At 60.7% G+C, this 18,703-nt stretch carries 17 protein-coding genes; 2 read left to right on the forward strand and 15 right to left on the reverse strand.

Features of this window, described 5'->3' with window-relative positions:
* Positions 1-22: 22 nt before the first annotated feature.
* Together AC1DEZ_RS19715 and AC1DEZ_RS19720 are read left to right on the forward strand one after the other, a co-directional pair.
* Entirely contained in the window at positions 23-1,003 is a 981-nt protein-coding gene (locus AC1DEZ_RS19715; RefSeq protein ID WP_476780517.1) for an NAD(P)-dependent oxidoreductase, read from the forward strand.
* Complete coding sequence (locus tag AC1DEZ_RS19720) at positions 1,000-1,707, forward strand: 4-carboxy-4-hydroxy-2-oxoadipate aldolase/oxaloacetate decarboxylase (RefSeq protein ID WP_476780518.1); 708 nt, start codon at positions 1,000-1,002, stop codon at positions 1,705-1,707. The genes AC1DEZ_RS19715 and AC1DEZ_RS19720 overlap by 4 nt, the downstream gene beginning before the upstream one ends.
* A 42-nt stretch (positions 1,708-1,749) precedes the next feature.
* Here AC1DEZ_RS19720 and AC1DEZ_RS19725 read toward each other — a convergent pair whose 3' ends face one another.
* The 15 genes from AC1DEZ_RS19725 to AC1DEZ_RS19795 all read right to left on the reverse strand — a co-directional run bounded on the left by AC1DEZ_RS19725 (position 1,750) and on the right by AC1DEZ_RS19795 (position 18,674).
* Positions 1,750-2,556, reverse strand: a complete 807-nt coding sequence (locus AC1DEZ_RS19725; RefSeq protein ID WP_476780519.1) for an IclR family transcriptional regulator — start codon at positions 2,554-2,556, stop codon at positions 1,750-1,752.
* A gap of 182 nt (positions 2,557-2,738) precedes the next feature.
* Complete coding sequence (locus AC1DEZ_RS19730; protein WP_476780520.1) at positions 2,739-3,719, reverse strand: Bug family tripartite tricarboxylate transporter substrate binding protein; 981 nt, start codon at positions 3,717-3,719, stop codon at positions 2,739-2,741.
* Between the two features lie 130 nt (positions 3,720-3,849).
* The gene (locus AC1DEZ_RS19735) at positions 3,850-4,668 is read right to left on the reverse strand and encodes an N-acyl homoserine lactonase family protein (protein WP_476780521.1); all 819 of its coding nucleotides are present in this window, start codon (positions 4,666-4,668) and stop codon (positions 3,850-3,852) included.
* 11 nt (positions 4,669-4,679) lie between these two features.
* A complete protein-coding gene (locus AC1DEZ_RS19740; RefSeq protein WP_476780522.1) occupies positions 4,680-5,441 on the reverse strand; it encodes an ABC transporter ATP-binding protein in 762 nt (253 codons plus the stop codon).
* Entirely contained in the window at positions 5,434-6,216 is a 783-nt protein-coding gene (locus AC1DEZ_RS19745; RefSeq protein WP_476780523.1) for an ABC transporter ATP-binding protein, read from the reverse strand. Before AC1DEZ_RS19745 ends, AC1DEZ_RS19740 begins: the two co-directional genes overlap by 8 nt.
* A complete protein-coding gene (locus tag AC1DEZ_RS19750; RefSeq protein WP_476780524.1) occupies positions 6,203-7,135 on the reverse strand; it encodes a branched-chain amino acid ABC transporter permease in 933 nt (310 codons plus the stop codon). The genes AC1DEZ_RS19745 and AC1DEZ_RS19750 overlap by 14 nt, the downstream gene beginning before the upstream one ends.
* A gap of 55 nt (positions 7,136-7,190) precedes the next feature.
* Positions 7,191-8,054: a branched-chain amino acid ABC transporter permease gene (locus tag AC1DEZ_RS19755; protein ID WP_476780525.1), complete on the reverse strand. Its 864-nt coding sequence runs from the start codon at positions 8,052-8,054 to the stop codon at positions 7,191-7,193.
* A 6-nt stretch (positions 8,055-8,060) separates the two neighbouring features.
* Positions 8,061-9,329 carry an ABC transporter substrate-binding protein gene (locus AC1DEZ_RS19760; RefSeq protein WP_476780526.1) on the reverse strand — a complete coding sequence of 423 codons (1,269 nt, stop codon included), beginning with the start codon at positions 9,327-9,329 and terminating at the stop codon, positions 8,061-8,063.
* A gap of 96 nt (positions 9,330-9,425) precedes the next feature.
* Entirely contained in the window at positions 9,426-10,850 is a 1,425-nt protein-coding gene (locus tag AC1DEZ_RS19765; RefSeq protein WP_476780527.1) for an FAD-binding oxidoreductase, read from the reverse strand.
* Between the two features lie 160 nt (positions 10,851-11,010).
* The gene (locus AC1DEZ_RS19770; protein WP_476780528.1) at positions 11,011-11,715 is read right to left on the reverse strand and encodes an alpha/beta fold hydrolase; all 705 of its coding nucleotides are present in this window, start codon (positions 11,713-11,715) and stop codon (positions 11,011-11,013) included.
* 11 nt (positions 11,716-11,726) lie between these two features.
* Entirely contained in the window at positions 11,727-15,185 is a 3,459-nt protein-coding gene (gene pyc, locus AC1DEZ_RS19775) for a pyruvate carboxylase (protein ID WP_476780529.1), read from the reverse strand.
* A gap of 123 nt (positions 15,186-15,308) precedes the next feature.
* Positions 15,309-16,241, reverse strand: coding sequence for an electron transfer flavoprotein subunit alpha/FixB family protein (locus AC1DEZ_RS19780; protein ID WP_476780530.1), 933 nt, complete (start codon positions 16,239-16,241; stop codon positions 15,309-15,311).
* Entirely contained in the window at positions 16,241-16,987 is a 747-nt protein-coding gene (locus AC1DEZ_RS19785) for an electron transfer flavoprotein subunit beta/FixA family protein (protein ID WP_476780531.1), read from the reverse strand. The genes AC1DEZ_RS19780 and AC1DEZ_RS19785 overlap by 1 nt, the downstream gene beginning before the upstream one ends.
* Positions 16,984-17,814, reverse strand: coding sequence for an HpcH/HpaI aldolase/citrate lyase family protein (locus AC1DEZ_RS19790; protein WP_476780532.1), 831 nt, complete (start codon positions 17,812-17,814; stop codon positions 16,984-16,986). The genes AC1DEZ_RS19785 and AC1DEZ_RS19790 overlap by 4 nt, the downstream gene beginning before the upstream one ends.
* The gene (locus AC1DEZ_RS19795; protein WP_476780533.1) at positions 17,811-18,674 is read right to left on the reverse strand and encodes an HTD2 family dehydratase; all 864 of its coding nucleotides are present in this window, start codon (positions 18,672-18,674) and stop codon (positions 17,811-17,813) included. Before AC1DEZ_RS19795 ends, AC1DEZ_RS19790 begins: the two co-directional genes overlap by 4 nt.
* Positions 18,675-18,703 lie beyond the last annotated feature (29 nt).

The following is an 18,703-nucleotide window of genomic DNA, read 5'->3' on the forward strand; positions in this document are numbered from 1 at the left end:
TTCCAATTTCAGGATGCCCAATATGAACCCTGACAAAGGTGGCAAGCCCGTCGCCGTCATCCTCGATCCAATTCATCCAGCTGGAATCGAGCGGCTCGCTCAGACGTTCGACCTCATCTTGCCAGCCGCGGCTGCCGACGATCCGCGGCATTGCCAGACCAGTGTTGCCGTCGTGCGGACTTTCCCGATCACTAAGGATTGGATCGAAGCACGGCCGAAGCTCAGACTGATCGCAAAGCACGGTTCCGGCGTAGATAACATTGATATTTCCAGCGCGACGCAACGGGGCATCCTCGTAGCCAACACGCCCGGGGGCACCAACTCTACAGCGGTTGCTGAAGGAGCGGTAACTCTCATGCTCGCGGTGCTGCGGCGTGTACGAGAGATGGACGCTTTGATGCGCACCGGGAGCTTCGACCAACGTTGGTCGATCGAGCTCGGGGACCTGACGGGAGGAACTCTCGGCCTTTTGGGCTTCGGCCAAATCGCACGTTATGTAGCCAAGATTTGTGGCGCCGGCTTCGGAATGCAGGTGAGTGCCTATGATCCTTTTGTTTCTACGGAGCAGATGAACGCGGTTGGCGTCCGCAAGGTCGACGATCTGCTGGAACTCATGCGCCATGACGTGATCTCGGTCCATGTGCCCTTGAGCGACAAGACGAGAAACATCGTCGGCAAGGCAGAGCTGGCGGCTATGCCGACCGCCTCGATCATCGTGAACACGGCGCGTGGCGGTTTGATCGACGAGGTGGCGTTGGCGGAGGCTCTCAAACAGGGGCGCATCCGAGGCGCGGGCATCGATGTGTTCGACGTTGAGCCGCCCCCTACCGACAATCCGCTCTTGGCACTCCCGAATGTGGTGCTCAGCCCGCACGTCGCAGGAGTCACCAGCGGCAGCATGAAAGGGATGGCACTGGCGGTCGCTGAGGTCGTCGAGACTGTCCTTGCCGGCGGTGCCCCCGCCACCCTCCTCAACCGCGAAGTCTTTGGAGAAACGCGATGAAGCCTGTCATCTATACCCGTATCCCCGAGCCGGATCCCGAGCTCGTTGCAGAGGCCGCAAAGTACGCCATTGCGGACCTTCACGAAGCGCTTGGACCCGTTGCCGGTCGAATGTCGCTCATGGGCCCACGCATGCGGCCCTTGCTTCAGGGCAAGCGGATCAGCGGCGCGGCGGTCACCGGCTACAACTATCCAGGCGATAACCTGATGATCCATGTCGCACTCAACGTGGCAAAGCGCGGCCAGATCCTGGTGCTGACCAACGGGGGCGGCAGTCAGGGGGCCCTGTGGGGAGATGTCGCTTGTACCTTCGCAGTGGAGAAGGGCATCGCGGGCGTTGTTGCGGATGGTGCTGTTCGCGACGTCGAAGCGCTCCGCGATCTCGATTTCCCGGTCTGGGCTACTGCAATCTCACCGGAGCATCCCGAGAAGCGAGGACCTGGTTGCGTCAACGTTCCGGTCGTCGTCGATCGCGTCCTTGTCGAGCCCGGCGACGTCGTCGTCGCAGACGATGACGGCGTCCTTGTGATCCCTCAGGCTCAGCTGAGGCGAGCTGTCGAAGGTGCACGCGAGCGGGCAAACCGTGAGGTCGCCATTCGTGAGCGGATCAAGTCTGGAGAATCCCTGTTCGAGATTCTCAATATGGCGGCCGCGGTGAAAGCAGCCGGCATTGAGCAGCACGATAAAACTTGGCGAGATGCCTAGGATGCTCTCGGCCGGTGCAGCCCTCGCGGGTTGCATCGGCCTTTAGATCGGCCATTTAGCGGGAAAGTCTCCCCGGTAGCCGAGACGCTCCGATATCCGTCGACCGGCTTCAATCGCGAGATCCTCAAACCTAGCTCTTTCAGAGACCAGACGGGTTGCAGGGCCTGCGATCGAAACCGCGCAAACGACCTGTCCTGCGCTATCAAACCCTGGGCTTGCAGCCGCAGCAGTCCCATCGATGATACCGTTGGCATCCAAAACGACCCCTTGACGACGAATCTCCGGCAGTAGAGCGATCAAGGTGTCTCGGTCGGCCGTATCGTTCGTGAACTTAACGAAAGTCGTCTCGGCGATATAGCGCTGCTGGAATTCAAGCGGGAGGAAGGCGAGCAATGCCAGACCGGCCGCGGCACAGTAGAACGGACGCCGATTTCCGACCCTGACCGTGAATCGCTGCGGATGGTCCGCGTCGATGACATCGACATAGCTCAACTCTCGACCATCCGGTGCCACAACCGCCAGAAGGATTGTCTCTTGGGTTTCTTCCGCCAGCCACTCGACAACTGGGCGAACGTGCGGTGCAAGCGAACTGGTCTGGTTGAGACTCACCCCAAGGCGGAAGGCCTGGAGCCCGAGAACATATCTCCCGGCGCGTTGAGCAATATAGCCGCCCGATTCCAACGCCTTGAGAAGGCTAAAGGTGCTTGTCTTCGGAAGGTCGAGTTTGACGGTAAGCTCTGTCAATGTTGAGCCATCAACGCTGCCCGCGATCATCTGGAGCAGCTCTAAAACTCGAAGCACCGATCTCGGGCCCGAATGCTGCTTAACCGCATCAATTTCCTTAGGCATGCGTCCGTCAAAATCTATCTTGTGAACGAAAATCGAGCATAGCGCACGGGCGGCTCGATTGCCACGAACACGTGGCCCCCCAACTCAATCCGCGCTGTATGACAGGCACCACAAAAAAGCGGCGCCCGCGGTGCCTGCGCGCGCCGTTCCGCTGAAAGGTGCTTCGCGGCTGTGCGCGGCAACTAGTCTAGAGTGATGTTGAGTTTCCGGATGACCGGCTCCCACTTTTCGCCTTCACGCGAGATGAAGTCTTTGAAGGCAACGGGGGCATCTGCCTGAACGTCGGTGCCCTCTGAGGCGAATGTCTCCCGTACAGAAGTCGTTGCCCTGATGGCGGCTTCTCGCAGCTTTTCGACTATCTGGTCGGGCGTTCCTGCCGGAGCGAACAAACCATTCCAGGCGGAGAACTCGGACGCAGGATAACCGCGCTCTGCGATGGTCGGAACGTTCGGGAGAACGGGCGACCTCACGGCCGAGGTGACCGCCAGCGCGACCAGATCCCCGCTGGCGACAAACGGCGCGAATGTGCTCACGCTGCCGAAGATCACATCCAACCGGCCGCTCAGGATGTCGGACGAGGTGTCGGCGATCGACTTGTAGGGTACGTGAACGAGATCGATCCCCGCCTCGAGCTTCAGCAATTCCGCGCCCAGATGCGATGACGAGCCGACACCTCCCGAGCCATAGTTGAGCGGCCGTTTATCCGCCGCTCGCGACTTTGCCAGAGCAAGGAAATCGTCGAGTGTCTTCACGTTGAGCGATTTGGGAACGAGCACGAGGTTGGGGTACGAGACGAGATTGATCACCGGGATGAAATCCTTGCCCGGGTCGTATTTCAGCGTCTTGTAGATGAACTTGTTCATCAGGAGCGTTCCCTGGGTCCCTATGACCAGGGTTCGCCCGTCGGCCGGCGCCTTCTGGGCTCGCAACGTTCCTACAATCCCCCCGGCGCCTACTACGTTTTCAACGATGAATGGGCTGTTCAGCGCTTTCGACATGCCTTCCGCGACTCGCCTGGCGAGAATGTCGGACGCCGATCCAGCCGAGTACGGCACAATGATCGTCGCCGCCTTTGAGTCAGCCGGTTGTGCTGCGCCCAAGGAGGGCGCGAGGACGACGACGAATGCCGCTGCGGCAATCGCGGCCTTAACTCGCTTGAACAAGGCTGTACCTCCCAGTGTGTTATTGAAGGCTTGTGTTGGACCGCGCGGCACTCCGCGCGGTCAGCGTTTACGGCATCGCCGGTCGCCGAAAACTCAATGTGCTCAAGCTCGGCTACTGGCCGCGCCGAGGCTAAAATTCTTTGGTCGGAGCCTCGTCAACCTTCACAGCCAAACCGGCCAACTCCGGAGAGGCAGCCGGGTAAAGGTCTAGGACCTTCGGATCGTGAGCCGCCACGATGTGATCGTCGCTATCAGCCAGCTCTCGGATGCGCTCGTGCGATTTGATCATGTCCGCGACGTTGAAAACGATTGCGAACGGAACGCCTCTCGTGAGCTCTTCCTCGTAATGGAGGGCGTCGGAGGCGAGCACGACCCAGCCTCGCTTAGTGCGAACCCGGACAACCTCTTGCCCGGCCGTGTGACCGCCGACCCAGTGTACTGAAATGCCGTCGGCAACCTGGAAGTCTCGGCCGTGAAGTTTCAGCCGTCCGCTGTGGAGGTAGCCGAGGAATTTCTGAATTTCGTCGACCTCATATGCGTGCCGAAAGAACGGCGTTTCCATATACGGCCCAGTAACATGCGCCATTTCTTCGTGCTGCAGCAGGAACTTGGCGTTCGGAAAGTCCTCGGTGTGACCGGTGTGGTCGTAATGCAGATGGGTCATGATCACGGTTTCGACCGAGGCCGGCTCGACGCCGAGCTTCTTCAGCGTCTCGACCGGGCTTGCGATGAACTGATGCCCATGGCGGCCGGCCTTTTCCGGAGCCATGCCGGTGTCCACGACGATGGCCTTGCCGTCGCCGATAATCACCCAGCAGAAGAAGTCCATAGTGAAGGGCGCCATCGGATCAGCGTCCTTGATGAAGTTATGTCCCCGAGTCCGATTGGGATTCGTCGCGTACTTGATCGCATAGACGTCATACGTCGCCGCGGCTTGGCTGGTGTTCATTGGCATATCCTTCAGTGCGACACGGCAGCCTCGGTTGTCGTCCCTTCGGAGGGCGAGCCGAAATAGGCTGAGATGATGTTCTGGTAAGCTTCCGGCGTCCGCAGGTCCGCGGCATTATGGTGCCCGACGATCCTGCCATTGCGCATGAAGCTAGCAGCCTGGGCCACTTTCAGAGTGAGCCGATAGTTCTGCTCAACCAGGACAACGGTGAGAGCGAACTGCTTCTGCAGTTCGCCTAGCTGGTTGAAGACGCGTTTTACCAGGAGCGGCGAAAGCCCCAGCGACGGCTCGTCAAGGAGTAGTAACTCCGGACCGGACATCAGCGCGCGCCCGATCGCGAGCATCTGCTGCTGGCCGCCGCTGAGCTGCCACGCGGGGGAGGTCAGCCGTTCCCCGATTTCCGGGAACAGCCCCAGGACCAGTTCTCGACGTTGGCGCACCGTCGCCCGCTCAACGTGGAGCCCGCCCAGGAGGAGGTTTTCGTCGACGCTGAGGCTCGTGACGATAGCGCGCCCCTCGGGCACGTAGGAGATGCCGCCTCTAACGCGCGTCCTGGCCGTCTCAGTCGTGACGTCCTTGCCTTTGTAGACAATGCGCCCGGAGTAGGCTGGCATCAGCCCTGCGATACACTTGAGCAGCGTGGATTTGCCAGCGCCGTTCGCGCCGAGAAGCGCGAACACGGTGCCGGTTTCGACGCGCAGGTTCACTTTCTCGATCGCCGGGCTTCCGTGATAGCCGGCGGACAGATTCTCAACGAGGAGCATGTCAGTCATCTGCTGCTCCCAAATAGACTTCAGCCACTAGCGGGTTCGCTTGAACTTCCGCGGGCGTCCCGGCAGCGATCAATGACCCGAAATTCAGAACGTTGATGACGTCGCAGATCTGCATGATCAAATCCATGTCGTGTTCGACGACGATCATGACGAGGTCGCTCGATGCGATCTGTCGAAGCGTGTGCACGAGGTCCTTAGTTTCCGAGGAATTCAGACCTGCCGCAGGCTCATCGAGGAGCAAGGCACGGGGACGGCCGACCATCGCCCGTGCCAGCTCCACGAGGCGCAGGGTTCCAGGCGCAACCCCGCCGGCGGGAACGTCGGCCAAATGGCCCAGGCCAACGAGCGAGAGAGCCTCGATCGCCTTATGCCGGCTCTCCTCACGATCGCTCCACGCGCTTGGTAAGGGAAGCAACGCATCGGCCAGACCGCTCGTCCGCGACGCATGGAGTCCGAACTGGACGTTCTCCTCGACGCTTAATTCCGGAGAAAGAGCGACATGCTGGAAAGTACGCGAGATCCCCAGGCGAGCACGCCGCGAGGCGGAGACACCTTTGAGCTCGCGACCATCGAGTGAGATATCGCCGGAGTTCGGGCGATAGAGTCCGGTGAGGCAGTTGAAGAAGCTGGTCTTGCCGGCGCCGTTCGGGCCGATAAGGCCGGTAACCACACCGGGTGGAAACGCGACGCTGACATTCTTCAGGACCTGAAGACCGCCGAAGGCCAGATTGACGTCCTTCGCAACCAGGCCCGCGCCATGATTAGACATGTCCATTGCGGGCCTGCTTTCGCCGAACGGCTGCTCGAAGATGGGGAAGGGCAATGTTGAAGATGTAGATCACAACGAAAAGCGTAAAGCCGTAGATGATCTCGACGAGCTCCCCGTAGTCGGACAGCAGCTGAGGAAGGACGGTGATAAACAGCCCGCCGAAGAACGCGGCTGCTGGTTTGGTCGAATAGAGACAGACCACCGATCCGACGAGCAGATAGACGGAAGACCAGAACGTGAAGCTGTTGGGTGAGACCGTGGATGAGGCGAAAGCCAGAACGCTGCCGCCAAACCCGGCTATGCCGGCGCTGAGTGCGAAAACCAAGAGCCTCACGGAAGCCAGCGGCATACCGAACGCCTCGGCTGCCTTGGCGTGGTGACGGGCCGTCAGCAATGCAATTCCGAACCGCGAGTGCCGGAAGCGGGCCAAGGCGATGACGACGATCGCAAATCCAACGAGGGCTACGTAAAACTGCTGAATGCCACCAGGCACGCCAGCAACGAGGTTCGGCTTGACGTTCAAGCCCTCGAAACCGCCGGTGATCTCGGTCCAGTGCAAGAGCAGCTCTGGTACGCACAGGCCCAGGGCGAGCGTCGCGACGCTGAGATAGACGCCCGACAACTTGCGCGACGGCCAGGCGAAGGCCAGACCCATCAGGCACCCGAGAAGCGCGCCGATTGCAGCGCCCACAGGGAAGGGCACACCGAGCCGGGCTTGCAAGATCGCCACGGCGTAGGCGCCGACGGCGATGAAGAAGTTCTGGCCGATCGAGACCTCGCCGGCGTAGCGAATGACGACGCTCACGGAGAGGACCCCGATCGCATTCGCAAGCGACAACGCCAATATGTAGGTCCAGAAGCTTGGAGCCACCCACGGAACGACAATCAGCAGCAGCAGCAGCGTCGCATCGAGCAGTCGGCTCAACCTGTCACTGAGGCCTACATTCGACGTGGAACCGACCGAACTGGAAAGAGTGCTTTCAGACACGGCCACCAGCCCTACGCGAGAGAATGCCGCCAGGGAAAATCGTCAGCGACGTGAAGATGAAAACGAGCAGGAACGTGTTCATGAATTCCGGGGCGACATAAAAGGCGAACAAGTTCGTCGCGATGCCGACCAGAATTCCGCCAATGATGCTACCGGGCAGGCTATCAAAGCCCCCGATCACCGTCGCCGCAAATGCCTGGAGCATGAAAGTCGTAACCGTGGTCGAGCTCAAGAACGTCGTTGGGACGATGAGCACGGCGGCGATGACGCCGAGGATAGCAGAAGCGATCCAGGCAAAGAGATGAACTCGTCGGATGCTCAAGCCACACACTTCTGCTGCGAAGGCGTGGGTCGACACGGTCCTAAAGGCGATCCCGAGGCGGGTCCGATCGATGAGCAGGAAGAGGAAGACTACAATGAAGGTGGCGACAGCTAGGATCACTAGCTCGTAAAGCGTGACCCGGAACCCGAGGATCTGCATCGACCATGACGGAAGCGGAAGATCGAGATTGACGATGTTCGCCCCGAAAAAGCTGAGGATCAGACCCTGCAGCATTAGGCCGAGACCAAGGGTGGCAATTGTCGCCGTGGTGCCTTCTTTCGTGATCAGAGGCGCGATCGCGAAGTAAGCAATCGCGGCGAGGCCTACGGCAGTGACCAGCGCCGCAAGGACGCCGACGAGCCAAGGCCACTCCAGACCGCTCGTGATCATATAAACGATGAAGGCGCAGAACCCCGCCATGCTTCCATGTGCGAAGTTCACCATGTGCGAGCTCTTGAATACCATCACCAGCCCGAGCGACGCGATAGCGTACAACAAGCCGGTGATGGCGCCCTGCCAGATCAGCGAAAGCATATACGATCAACCCGGGTTCGCGTTGAAGACTACATCCGGATAGGGAGTGTAATCACGGATCGCGACATACTTGCCGTCCTTCGCCTGGATAATCGTCTCCTGACGGATCCCGCGATGGTCGTCCTTGCTAAACGTGACCGTCTTGACCCCTCCCACCTTCTCATTGTTGATCGAGTTAAGGGCCTCCACTAGGCTCTCTCGGGTCAAGGGGGCCTTCGAGTTCAGCATTTTTTCGAAGGCTACGCGGAACAACGCGGCGCTTGTCCAACCGTTAAGGCCGAAGATGCCGATTGGGTCACGTGGATAATACTTCTGGAGAGCTGCGCGGTACTGCTTGACGGAATCATCGTCCGAATCGACTGGCAGCAGCCAGGAGGAGAAATAGACCCCGTCCAGAAGCGATTTCGCCAGGCTGTAGGTAGCCGGATCGGCGGTAAAGAACGGGGCGATCCACTCGGCCTTGAAGCCCTGCTTGTCTGCTGCGCGCAAGGCGCCGGCTAGGTTGGCATTCGAGCCGAATAGGATGACCACATCGGCATTCGCTTCGGCCGCGCGCCGCACGTGAGGTGAAAAATCCGCCGTGGAGTAATCGAAGGAGGTTGCTACCGCCGTCTCAAGTTTCTGCGAACCGAGATAGAGATCGATACCGCGCTTGGCGCCCCGGCCGACCTCGTCATTCACCCAAAGAAGAGCGATCTTTTTCTTCTTCAGATCATTGATCGCAAACTCGGCGCTGGCGGAGCCCGAAAGGGCGTAGTCGGGCAATAGCGGAAAGATGTTTGGCTCGGCGACCAGCTTTGGAGAGCCCCCGACCGGGGAAACCATCGGAATGTTGACCGACTTGGCATAAGGAATGACTGCGATGTTCTGGGCGGTGCCGATGCTGGCAACCAGAGCGAAGATCTTGTCATCTTCGACGAGACGTCGAGCCGCCGCCACGCTCCGGGAAGGCTCGTAGCCGTCGTCCTTCAGGATGTAGTTGATTTTCCAGCCCTGGATGCCGCCGTTGTCATTCAGGTATTTGAAATAGGCATCCGCGCCGTGAGAGATCAGAGCGTAAAATGGAACAGGGCCGGTCACCGGAGTGAAGGCACCAATCGTGATCGTTTTGGAAGCCGCGTCGATGCCAGGCGTTGCGTCCTGAGCAAAGGCGCCCGCGGACGGAAGAGCCAGCGCAGTGCCGACGGCAGCGGCATAGCCCAATACAGAGCGACGCGTCAGTTCCGTGGGAACTTCTTCGCGCGAAGGCGAAGTAACGCTTACGGAATTATTCATATTCACTTTTTCCTCCCAAGATTTAGGCCAATTTTATTTTATTTTTTGGCCGGTTTAGGTCCGAACAGGGTGCTCGCGCCTAGCTTCGAGTGAATTTTATGGAAGTAGTTTCCCCGGGTTAAACAGGCCGGTGGGGTCAAGGACGTTCTTGATCGACTGCATCATCCGGATTTCAAGCGGATCTTTATAGTGAACCAACTCGCTGCGCCGCAGCTGGCCCACTCCGTGTTCTGCGGTGATCGAGCCACCCAGCTTCACGGTGATGTCGTGGACAATGCGATTGATGCCGGCGAGCCTCCCCGCCCAAGCTTCCGCCGGCTCCTTGTCAGACTGGACGGGGTTAAAGTGGATGTTGCCATCACCTATGTGCCCGAAGGCGAACGAACGAATGCCGGGATGAAGCTCGGACAGCCGTGCCTGCGCTTCTTCGATGAAGGCGGGAACTTTGGAAACTGGAACAGAAATGTCGTGTTTGAACGACACGCCTTCGTGCCGGTGCGCTTCGCCGATCGACTCGCGCAAATGCCACAAAGCTTGGGCCTGAGCTCCTGAGGACGCGATCGCGCCATCGAGAACAACGCCCTCCTGGTACGCCTCTTCGAAGAGCGATCCGAGGCGGCTTTCGAGGTCAGCTTCAGGGTCCAGAGAATCGACTTCAAGCAGGACGTACCAAGGGTATTTCGTCTGCAGCGGGTCGACGATATTGGGGATCCGCCGAACCGTTACGTCGATACAAATACGTTCGATCAGTTCGCAGGCGGTCAATTGGCCACCAAACGCCTCCTTGACCTTCCGGAACCAGGCGATCGCTTCGGTCGGGCTCTTGACCGCGACAATCGCCGTCGCCGAACGCGAAGGCAGCATGGAGAGCTTGAGCGCAGCGGCAGTAATGATGCCAAGCGTCCCTTCTGAACCGATGAAGAGTTGCTTGAGGTCGTAGCCGGAGTTGTCTTTGCGCAGCAGCTTCAGCGAACTCCAAAGTTCGCCGTTGGCGGTCACGACCTCGAGGCCGGCAACCATATTGCGCATTGGCCCATAGCGGAGGGCGTTGATCCCTCCCGCGTTGGTGGCGATGTTGCCGCCGATCATGCAGCTGCCCTGAGCTCCCAGGGAGAGCGGAAAGAGCCGTCCGACTTTCGCAGCTGCGGCCTTCACATCGTTCAGAACGCAGCCCGCTTCAGCAATCAGCATGTCGTCATCGACATCGAGCTCGCGGATCTGATTCATCCGGCGCAACGAGAGAAGGACCTCGGTGCCGCCTTCACGACAAAGCGCGGCGCCAGTGACGCCAGTGTTCCCCCCTTGGGGGACGATCGGGAAACCCAGGCTACGGCAAAGCTGAACAACGGCCTGGACCTCCCCCGTCGTCGCAGGTTGCACCACGAGAGCAGGTTCGGATGTCCATTTGTCGCGCCAAGGCGTGGTCATGCCCTCAAGCTGACCTGGATCCTCGACGATGCCCTTGGGGCCGAGCGTTTCCTGAAGCTGGCCCTTAAGCTGGGCCACGTTATCGCGGTGCATTTGTATTCACCTCGTGATTGTTTTATTCAAAACGCAATTTCTATGCGTGTCAATGGCGAGCTGAACGGCTTGGGGCGCTTACTGGTTTGCATCGGTCTGGTTCGGGAGCGAGTGGCCGACGCTCCCGGCAATTCTGCCGGCAGCTGACGAGCCTACGCCCTCAGATTGGGGAGGCGGCAGTCAGCCATTCGCGCATGGCTGCGGATACCGCATCGGCATTCTCGATCGGCGTCATGTGGCCGGCATTGGAAATCGTTACGAGCCGAGCACCCGGCGCGATCGCCACCATGGCCTCATGATCCCGCAAGCGTGTGATCTCGTCGAACTCTCCGGCGAGAATAAGCAGAGGGCACCGAAGCGCTGCCAAAACGTCGGCGCCATCCTTGCGAATAACATTGTTCTGGCGGACGAAGACCTCCGGGCCCAACCTTTCCGTCATGCCGCGGATCCGGGCCACGATCCTCTCATCATTTATATGTTTAGGGGCGAGATAGGCCTTAAGGAGTCCGTGGCCGAAGCCATGGAACTTGCCCGGTGATCTTGCCACTTCGTTCAGCGCAGACCTCGAGGCTGCCCGGCTTGGGCTATCAGCTTTGATCGACGTGTCGAGAAGAGCCAGCCGGTCGATTCTCTCCGGCGCCATACGCGCGATCTCAATTGCCACGAAGCCGCCCAGCGAGAAGCCGGCCAAGGCAAAACGTGCAGGAGCCTTGGCGAGCACATTATGAGCCATCGCTTCAAGGCTGGCATCGGCTGTGATGTCGGCGACCTGGCAGTCGGCCACATCGGATAGCGCGTCCACTTGGTCGCGCCACAGCTCTGCGTCGTTAAGGAGGCCTGGGATGAGGATAAGCGTGGGCAGCATGAAGCAAAGCCTTAAATCAGCGACACAAGCAGATCCTTTGTGTCGATCTGATCGCCTGCTTTGACGAGAATTTCGCTGATCGTGCCATCGCGGTCCGCGTGAAGTGCCGTTTCCATCTTCATCGCTTCGATCGAGAGCAGGACGTCGCCCGCTTTGACCATCTGTCCGACAGAGATGCCGATCGTCGAGACCACTCCCGGCATTGGCGCACCGACCTGGCCAGGCTGGCCGGTTTCGGCCTTACGCCGCACAGGGCGGCTGGCGACGCGATTGCGGTCAGGTACCTTCACCATGCGAGGTTGGCCGTTGAGCTCGAAAAAGACCTTTACCATCGCCTGCTCGTCGGGCTCGGACGTAGCCTGGTGCTGGATAACCAGCATCTTGCCGATCTCGATTTCAGGAAGCACTTCTTCGCCAACCGCTAAGCCATAGAAATAAGCGGGTGTAGGTAAGGTGCTGACCGGTCCATAGGTCTCCGCCGCGAGGGCGAAGTCGGTGAAGACCTTTGGGTACATGAGATAGGAAGCGAATTCCGCATCGCTCACCGGACGGGCGAGCTTTTCCTCGACGGTGACGCGCTCGGCCGAAAGGTCGGCGTCCGACAGAAGCGAGCCTGGGCGCTCGACGTACGGCGTCTCGCCCTTCAGCGCTTTCTTCTGTAGCGCGGCTGGCCAACCGCCGGGCGGCTGACCCAGATCACCCTTGAGCATCGATACGACCGAATCTGGGAAGGCAATATCCCTCTCCGGATTCTCGACATCTGCGACGGCAAGGTCCTGGGTGACCATCATCAACGCCATGTCTCCAACAACCTTGGAGGACGGCGTAACCTTGACGATGTCGCCGAACATCCGGTTGGCGTCGGCGTAGGCCTGTGCCACCTGATGCCAGCGCAACTCCAATCCCAGCGAGCGGGCTTGCTCCTTGAGATTGGTGAATTGCCCACCCGGCATTTCGTGAAGATAAACTTCCGACGCCGGCCCCTTCAGGTCGCTCTCGAAGGCGGCGTATTGGGACCGCACGGCCTCCCAATAGAATGAGATTCGCCTGATCCAAGCAGGGTCAAGGCCTGGATCGCGCTCGGATCGGCTAAGTGCCTCCACGATCGAACCGAGGCATGGCTGCGACGTGCCGCCGGAGAGGGCATCCATCGCAGCGTCGACGATGTCGACGCCCGCTTCCACCGCTGCCAGGACAGTGGCGGCTGAAATGCCCGACGTATCGTGGGTGTGGAAATGGATCGGCAGATCGGTGGCGTCGCGCAAAGCTCGAAACAGCTGACGGGCCGCCGCCGGTCGGAGCAGACCTGCCATGTCCTTGACGGCGATCAGATGGGCCCCGGCTTTTTCGAGCTGAGCTGCTAGGTCGGCGTAATACTTGAGATCATACTTCGACCGCGCGGCGTCGAAGAGATCGCCAGTGTAGCAGATCGCGGCCTCGCAGAGCTTGCCTTGTGCCACGACCGCGTCCATGGCGACGCGCATGTTCTCGACCCAGTTCAGGCAATCGAAGACACGAAAGACATCAATACCTCCCTTCGCGGCTTCGCGGATGAAGAGACGCACAACATTGTCGGGATAATTCCTGTACCCGACGCCATTCGCCCCACGCAGCAGCATCTGGAGCAAAATGTTCGGTGCGCCTTCCCGGATCTTCGCCAAGCGTTCCCATGGGTCTTCGGTCAGGAAGCGCATCGCGACGTCGAATGTCGCTCCACCCCAGCATTCGAGCGAGAACAAGTTCGGCAGCGCGCGCGCATAGGTCGGAGCGATGCGAGCAAGGTCGTATGTTCGCATGCGCGTCGCAAGGAGCGACTGGTGTGCGTCGCGCATGGTCGTGTCTGTGAAGAGGACGGGCTTTTGCTCTCGCACCCAGCGGGAGAAACCAGTCGGACCAAGCTTTTCGAGCATCTGACGGGTGCCCGGTGGAACGGGTAGGTTCGCCAGAGGCACAACGGGCGTGACGGCGCTCGCAAGTGGTCGAGTTCGGTCACGCGTTTCGGGATGGCCATTGACGGTGACATCCGCAAGATAAGTCAGCAGCTTGGTTGCGCGGTCCTGCCGCTTCACCTGCCGGAACAGCTCCGGTGTGGTATCGATGAAGCGTGTCGTGTAGCTCATCTCCGCGAAGGTGGGGTGACCCACGATCGCCTCGAGGAAGGTTAGGTTTGTTGCGACACCGCGGATGCGGAACTCGCGCAGCGCGCGGTCCATGCGAGCGATCGCCTCCTTCGGCGTAGGAGCCCAGGCCGTGACCTTCTCCAGCAGTGGATCGTAACAGCGGGTGATGACGGCACCAGGATAGGCTGTGCCGCCATCAAGCCGAATGCCGAAGCCCGAAGCCGCGCGATAGCCGGTAATGCGGCCGTAATCCGGAATGAAATTCTGCTCGGGATCCTCCGTGGTGATCCGGCATTGCAGGGCATGGCCGTTTAGACGGATCGCTGCCTGATGAGGCACGCCGGAGGCCTCGGTGCCGATGGCGTGGCCTTCAAGGATATGGATTTGTGCCTTGACGATATCGATACCGGTAACGAGTTCGGTGACGGTGTGCTCGACTTGAATCCGCGGGTTGACCTCGATGAAGTAGAATTTGCCGCTATCCGCATCCATTAGGTACTCGACCGTGCCGGCGCCGACATAGCTCGTCGCTTGGGCAATGCGCAGTGAGTATTCAGCGAGCTCGGCACGCTGCGCCTCGCTCAGATATGGAGCCGGTGCTCGCTCGACGACCTTCTGGTTTCGTCGCTGGATAGAGCAGTCCCGCTCGAAGAGATGCACGACGTGACCATGGGTGTCGCCAAGAATCTGACTTTCGACATGGCGCGCCCGCTCGACGAGCCTTTCGAGGTAGACTTCGTCCTTGCCGAAGGCGGCCTTAGCTTCGCGCCTTGCCTCCGTCACCTCGCGAGCGAGATCAGCGCGCTCACGGATGACGCGCATGCCACGGCCGCCGCCGCCCCATGAAGCCTTGAGCATAACGGGGTAGCCGATTGTCTCCGCCATCTTGGCGATTTCGGCGAGATCCTCCGGGAGCGGCTCTGTAGCGGGAACAACCGGAACGCCTAGGGAAACGGCCAGGTTTCGGGCCGCGACCTTGTTTCCCAGTTGTCGCATCGTCTCCGCGGTCGGGCCGATGAAAGTGAAGCCGTTCTGTGCGCAGGCTTCCGCAAATTCTGGGCTTTCCGAAAGCAGCCCGTAACCCGGATGAATCGCGTCGGCGCCCGAGATCTTCGCGACGCGCATGACCTCGTCAATCGAGAGATAACTCTCGATTGGCCCCAGATCCCGGGCAAGTTGCGGGCCTCGGCCAATGCGATAGCTTTCGTCTGCCTTGAAGCGATGTAGAGCCAGTTTATCTTCCTCTGCCCAGACCGCGACGGTCTTCAGGCCGAGCTCGTTAGCGGCGCGGAAAATGCGGATCGCAATTTCCGAACGATTGGCGACCAGGATCTTGCTGATGGTGGGCATGTCATGGGCTCGTCACAGGTAGCTTCGTTCAGGCCGCCTATGCGGCGGCCCGGCGACTTGCAGCTTTCTCGTTCAGGAAGCGGGCTCGCTTTCCGGGAGTTCGCCTGCGCTAATTTTGGGCCGTCAATCGAGCTCGGCGTCGAGCTCGGGCAGGACCGAGAAGAGGTCGCCGACGAGGCCGTAGTCGGCCACCTGGAAGATCGGGGCTTCCTCGTCCTTGTTGATGGCGACGATGACCTTGGAGTCCTTCATGCCGGCCAGATGCTGGATCGCCCCGGAAATGCCGACCGCGATGTAAAGCTCGGGGGCGACCACCTTGCCGGTCTGGCCGACCTGCCAGTCGTTCGGGGCGTAGCCGGCATCGACGGCTGCGCGTGAGGCGCCCATGGCGGCGCCGAGTTTGTCGGCGACGGGCTCGATCACCTTGGTGAAGTTCTCGGCCGAGGCCAGCGCGCGGCCGCCCGAAATGATTATCTTGGCGGAGGCCAGTTCCGGGCGGTCGGACTTCGCGACCTCCTCGCCCTTGAAGCTGGAGGAGCCGGGATTCTCGGCGGCAGAGACGCTCTCGACCGAGGCCGAGCCGCCTTCGCCGACAGCCTGGAAGGAGGCCGTGCGGATGGTGAGCAGCTTCTTGGCGTCGCCGGACTGCACGGTCTGGATTGCGTTTCCGGCATAGACCGGGCGCTCGAAGGTGTCGGGCGAGACGACCTTGGTGACGTCCGAGACCTGCATCACGTCGAGCAGGGCGGCGACGCGCGGCAGGACATTCTTGCCCGTGGTGGTGGAGGGCGCGACGATGGCGTCGTAGCCGTCCGCGAGCTTGACGATCAGCGCCGCGAGCGGCTCCGCCAGCGCATGGCCGTAAGCGGCGTCATCCGCGAGCAGCACCTTCTCGACGCCGGCGAGCGAGGCTGCGGCATCGGCGGCAGCCTTGGCGCCCTGGCCGGCGACGAGGATGTGGACGGGGGCGCCCAGCGCCTGCGCCGCGCTCAGCGCCTTGGCGGTGGCGTCCTTGACCGAGGCGTTGTCGTGTTCGGCGATCAGCAGCGTGGTCATCAGATCACCCCGGCGGTCTTGAGCTTGGAGACGAGTTCGGCGGCGTTGGCCACCTTGACGCCGGCGGAGCGGCCGGTGGGCTCGGCCGTCTTCAGCACCTTGAGGCGCGGGGTGACATCGACGCCGAGCGTCTCGGCCGTGGTCTCGTCGAGGGGCTTCTTCTTTGCCTTCATGATGTTGGGCAGCGAGGCGTAGCGCGGCTCGTTGAGGCGCAGATCGGTGGTGACGATCGCCGGCAGCTTCAGCGCGACCGTCTGCAGGCCGCCATCGACCTCGCGGGTGACGTCGACAGAGCCGTCACCGATGGCGACCTTGGAAGCGAAGGTGCCCTGCGGCCAGCCGAGAAGGGCGGCGAGCATCTGGCCGGTCTGGTTGCAGTCGTCGTCGATGGCCTGCTTGCCGAGGATGACGAGGCCGGGTGCCTCCTGCTCGACGACCTTCCTGAGCAGCTTGGCGACGGCCAGCGGCTCGGTCGTGCCGTCAACTTTCACGAGGATGCCGCGGTCAGCGCCCATGGCGAGGCCGGTGCGGATCGTCTCGGCGGCCTGGGCCGGGCCGATCGAGACCACGACCACTTCGGTCGCCTTGCCCGCTTCCTTCAGGCGCAGTGCCTCTTCGACCGCGATCTCGTCGAAGGGGTTCATCGACATTTTCACATTGGCGAGCTCGACGCCCGAACCGTCCGCCTTCACGCGGATCTTCACGTTGTAGTCGACGACCCGCTTTACGGGCACCAAGATCTTCATTGCGTACGCTCCCTTGGAATGACCAGAAGGGGAGCGTTCGCTCCCGCCCGCTTTAGGATGGCGCGCGCCCTTAGGCGTACAGGCTCGTCGACCATGGCGCCGTCAACAGCGACAGCACCTTCGTCGCTATTGAGCACCTTGCACGCCCAAATCAGCTCGGCTTCGTCAGGTGCGAAGCCCGCCTGAATAGAGGGGATCTGACGAGGATGGATGCATAGCTTGCCGCTGAAGCCCAAGCGGCGCGCATTCCGAGCATCGCCGCGGATCATTTCGTAATCGTCGATCGAGGTCGTGACACCATCGATGGGAGCGGAGAGACCTGCCAGGCGGGAGGCCAACACGATCTCGCTGCGCGCGAGGAGCAACGCATCATAATCATGGGCGCAGCCGACGTCGGCACAGAAGTCGATGCTTCCGAACGCCAAGCGGTGCACGTTGGGGACCGCAGCCAGCTTCCTTGCATCCGCCAGGCCTTGTGCCGACTCGATCAAGGCGACAACGGGCATCCCAAGATTGTTGCATAGGTTTTCAAAGGGCTCTGTCGCTTCCGCCTTAGGCACGACCACGCCGGCGAATGAACCATCCTTGACAGCGGCCTGATCCTCAAGGTTCCAGGGCGTGCCAAGCGCATTAATCCGTACCAATGCCGGAACTTCGGCGCTAACCGCGGAAAGGCTCTCCCGAGCCCCGATCTTCAACTCTGGAGCGACCGCGTCCTCAAGGTCGATGATGATCGCATCGGCTCCGCTTCGAGCTGCCTTTGCAAAGCGTTCAGGCCTATTCCCGGGCACGAAAAGAGGAATGTTGAAGTCGAGCGCTTCGATCATGACCAGTGCGCCTCGGCGGTCATGCAAACGGCCCCGCTTTCTTTCGCTGTCCAGAGCTTCAATCCAGCTCCGTCAGAGGCTGCGTTTAACGAGAACGAATCCTCGTCCAAAAGGGGAGAAAGGCCGCGAAACTTGAAGCGCGCCGGCCAGGAACCCTTTATCTCAAGGGCAAAGTCGCCGAGCAGGGCCGCCTGCAAGGGGCCGTGGACCACGAGGCCGGGATAATCCTCGACCTCCACGGCATATTGCCGATCGTAATGAATTCGGTGGCTATTGAAGGTGAGAGCGGAATAGCGAAACAGATGCGTGGCGCCGACTTTCATCGGCCTGACAAACTCGCCCTTCGAAGTGGTCGACGCTGGAGCAGCCGGTGGCCGTGGCGATGGATCGATTCCCAAGTACACGATGTCCTGTCGCTCTTCGATCGCAAGCATGCTGTTCGCCTCAATCTTGTGGTCGACAGTGACGAAGCATAGCGGACCTGAGCGCCCTTCTTTTATTGCGACATCGGAAACGCGTGACGTGCGCCGGACGTGATCCCCCACGCCCAGGGGACGATGGAAGGTCAGGTTTCCACCGGCCCACATTCGACGGGGAAGAGGAACTGGAGGTAGGAAGCCGCCACGACCAGGATGGCCGTCCGAGCCGAGGTTTGCCGTTGGAGCAGCAGGCTGCGCCAGGCAAAAATGGAAGAGCGGCGGAACGCTTTCGCCGATCTGCGGAGGCGGCCCACGATGATCGAACGTCGCATGGTATTTTTCAGCAAGTCCGCCGCTCAAAACGTCAGCGACAGTCGAGGTTTGTCCGATCCATTTGCGCAGATGGGCCAGATCCAATTCGGCGATCGGAGCGTCACTCATGCAAAATCTCTGGAGCTCGGTCCGTGGGA

The sequence above is a fragment of the Allobosea sp. 10L422 genome, assembly GCF_056395345.1.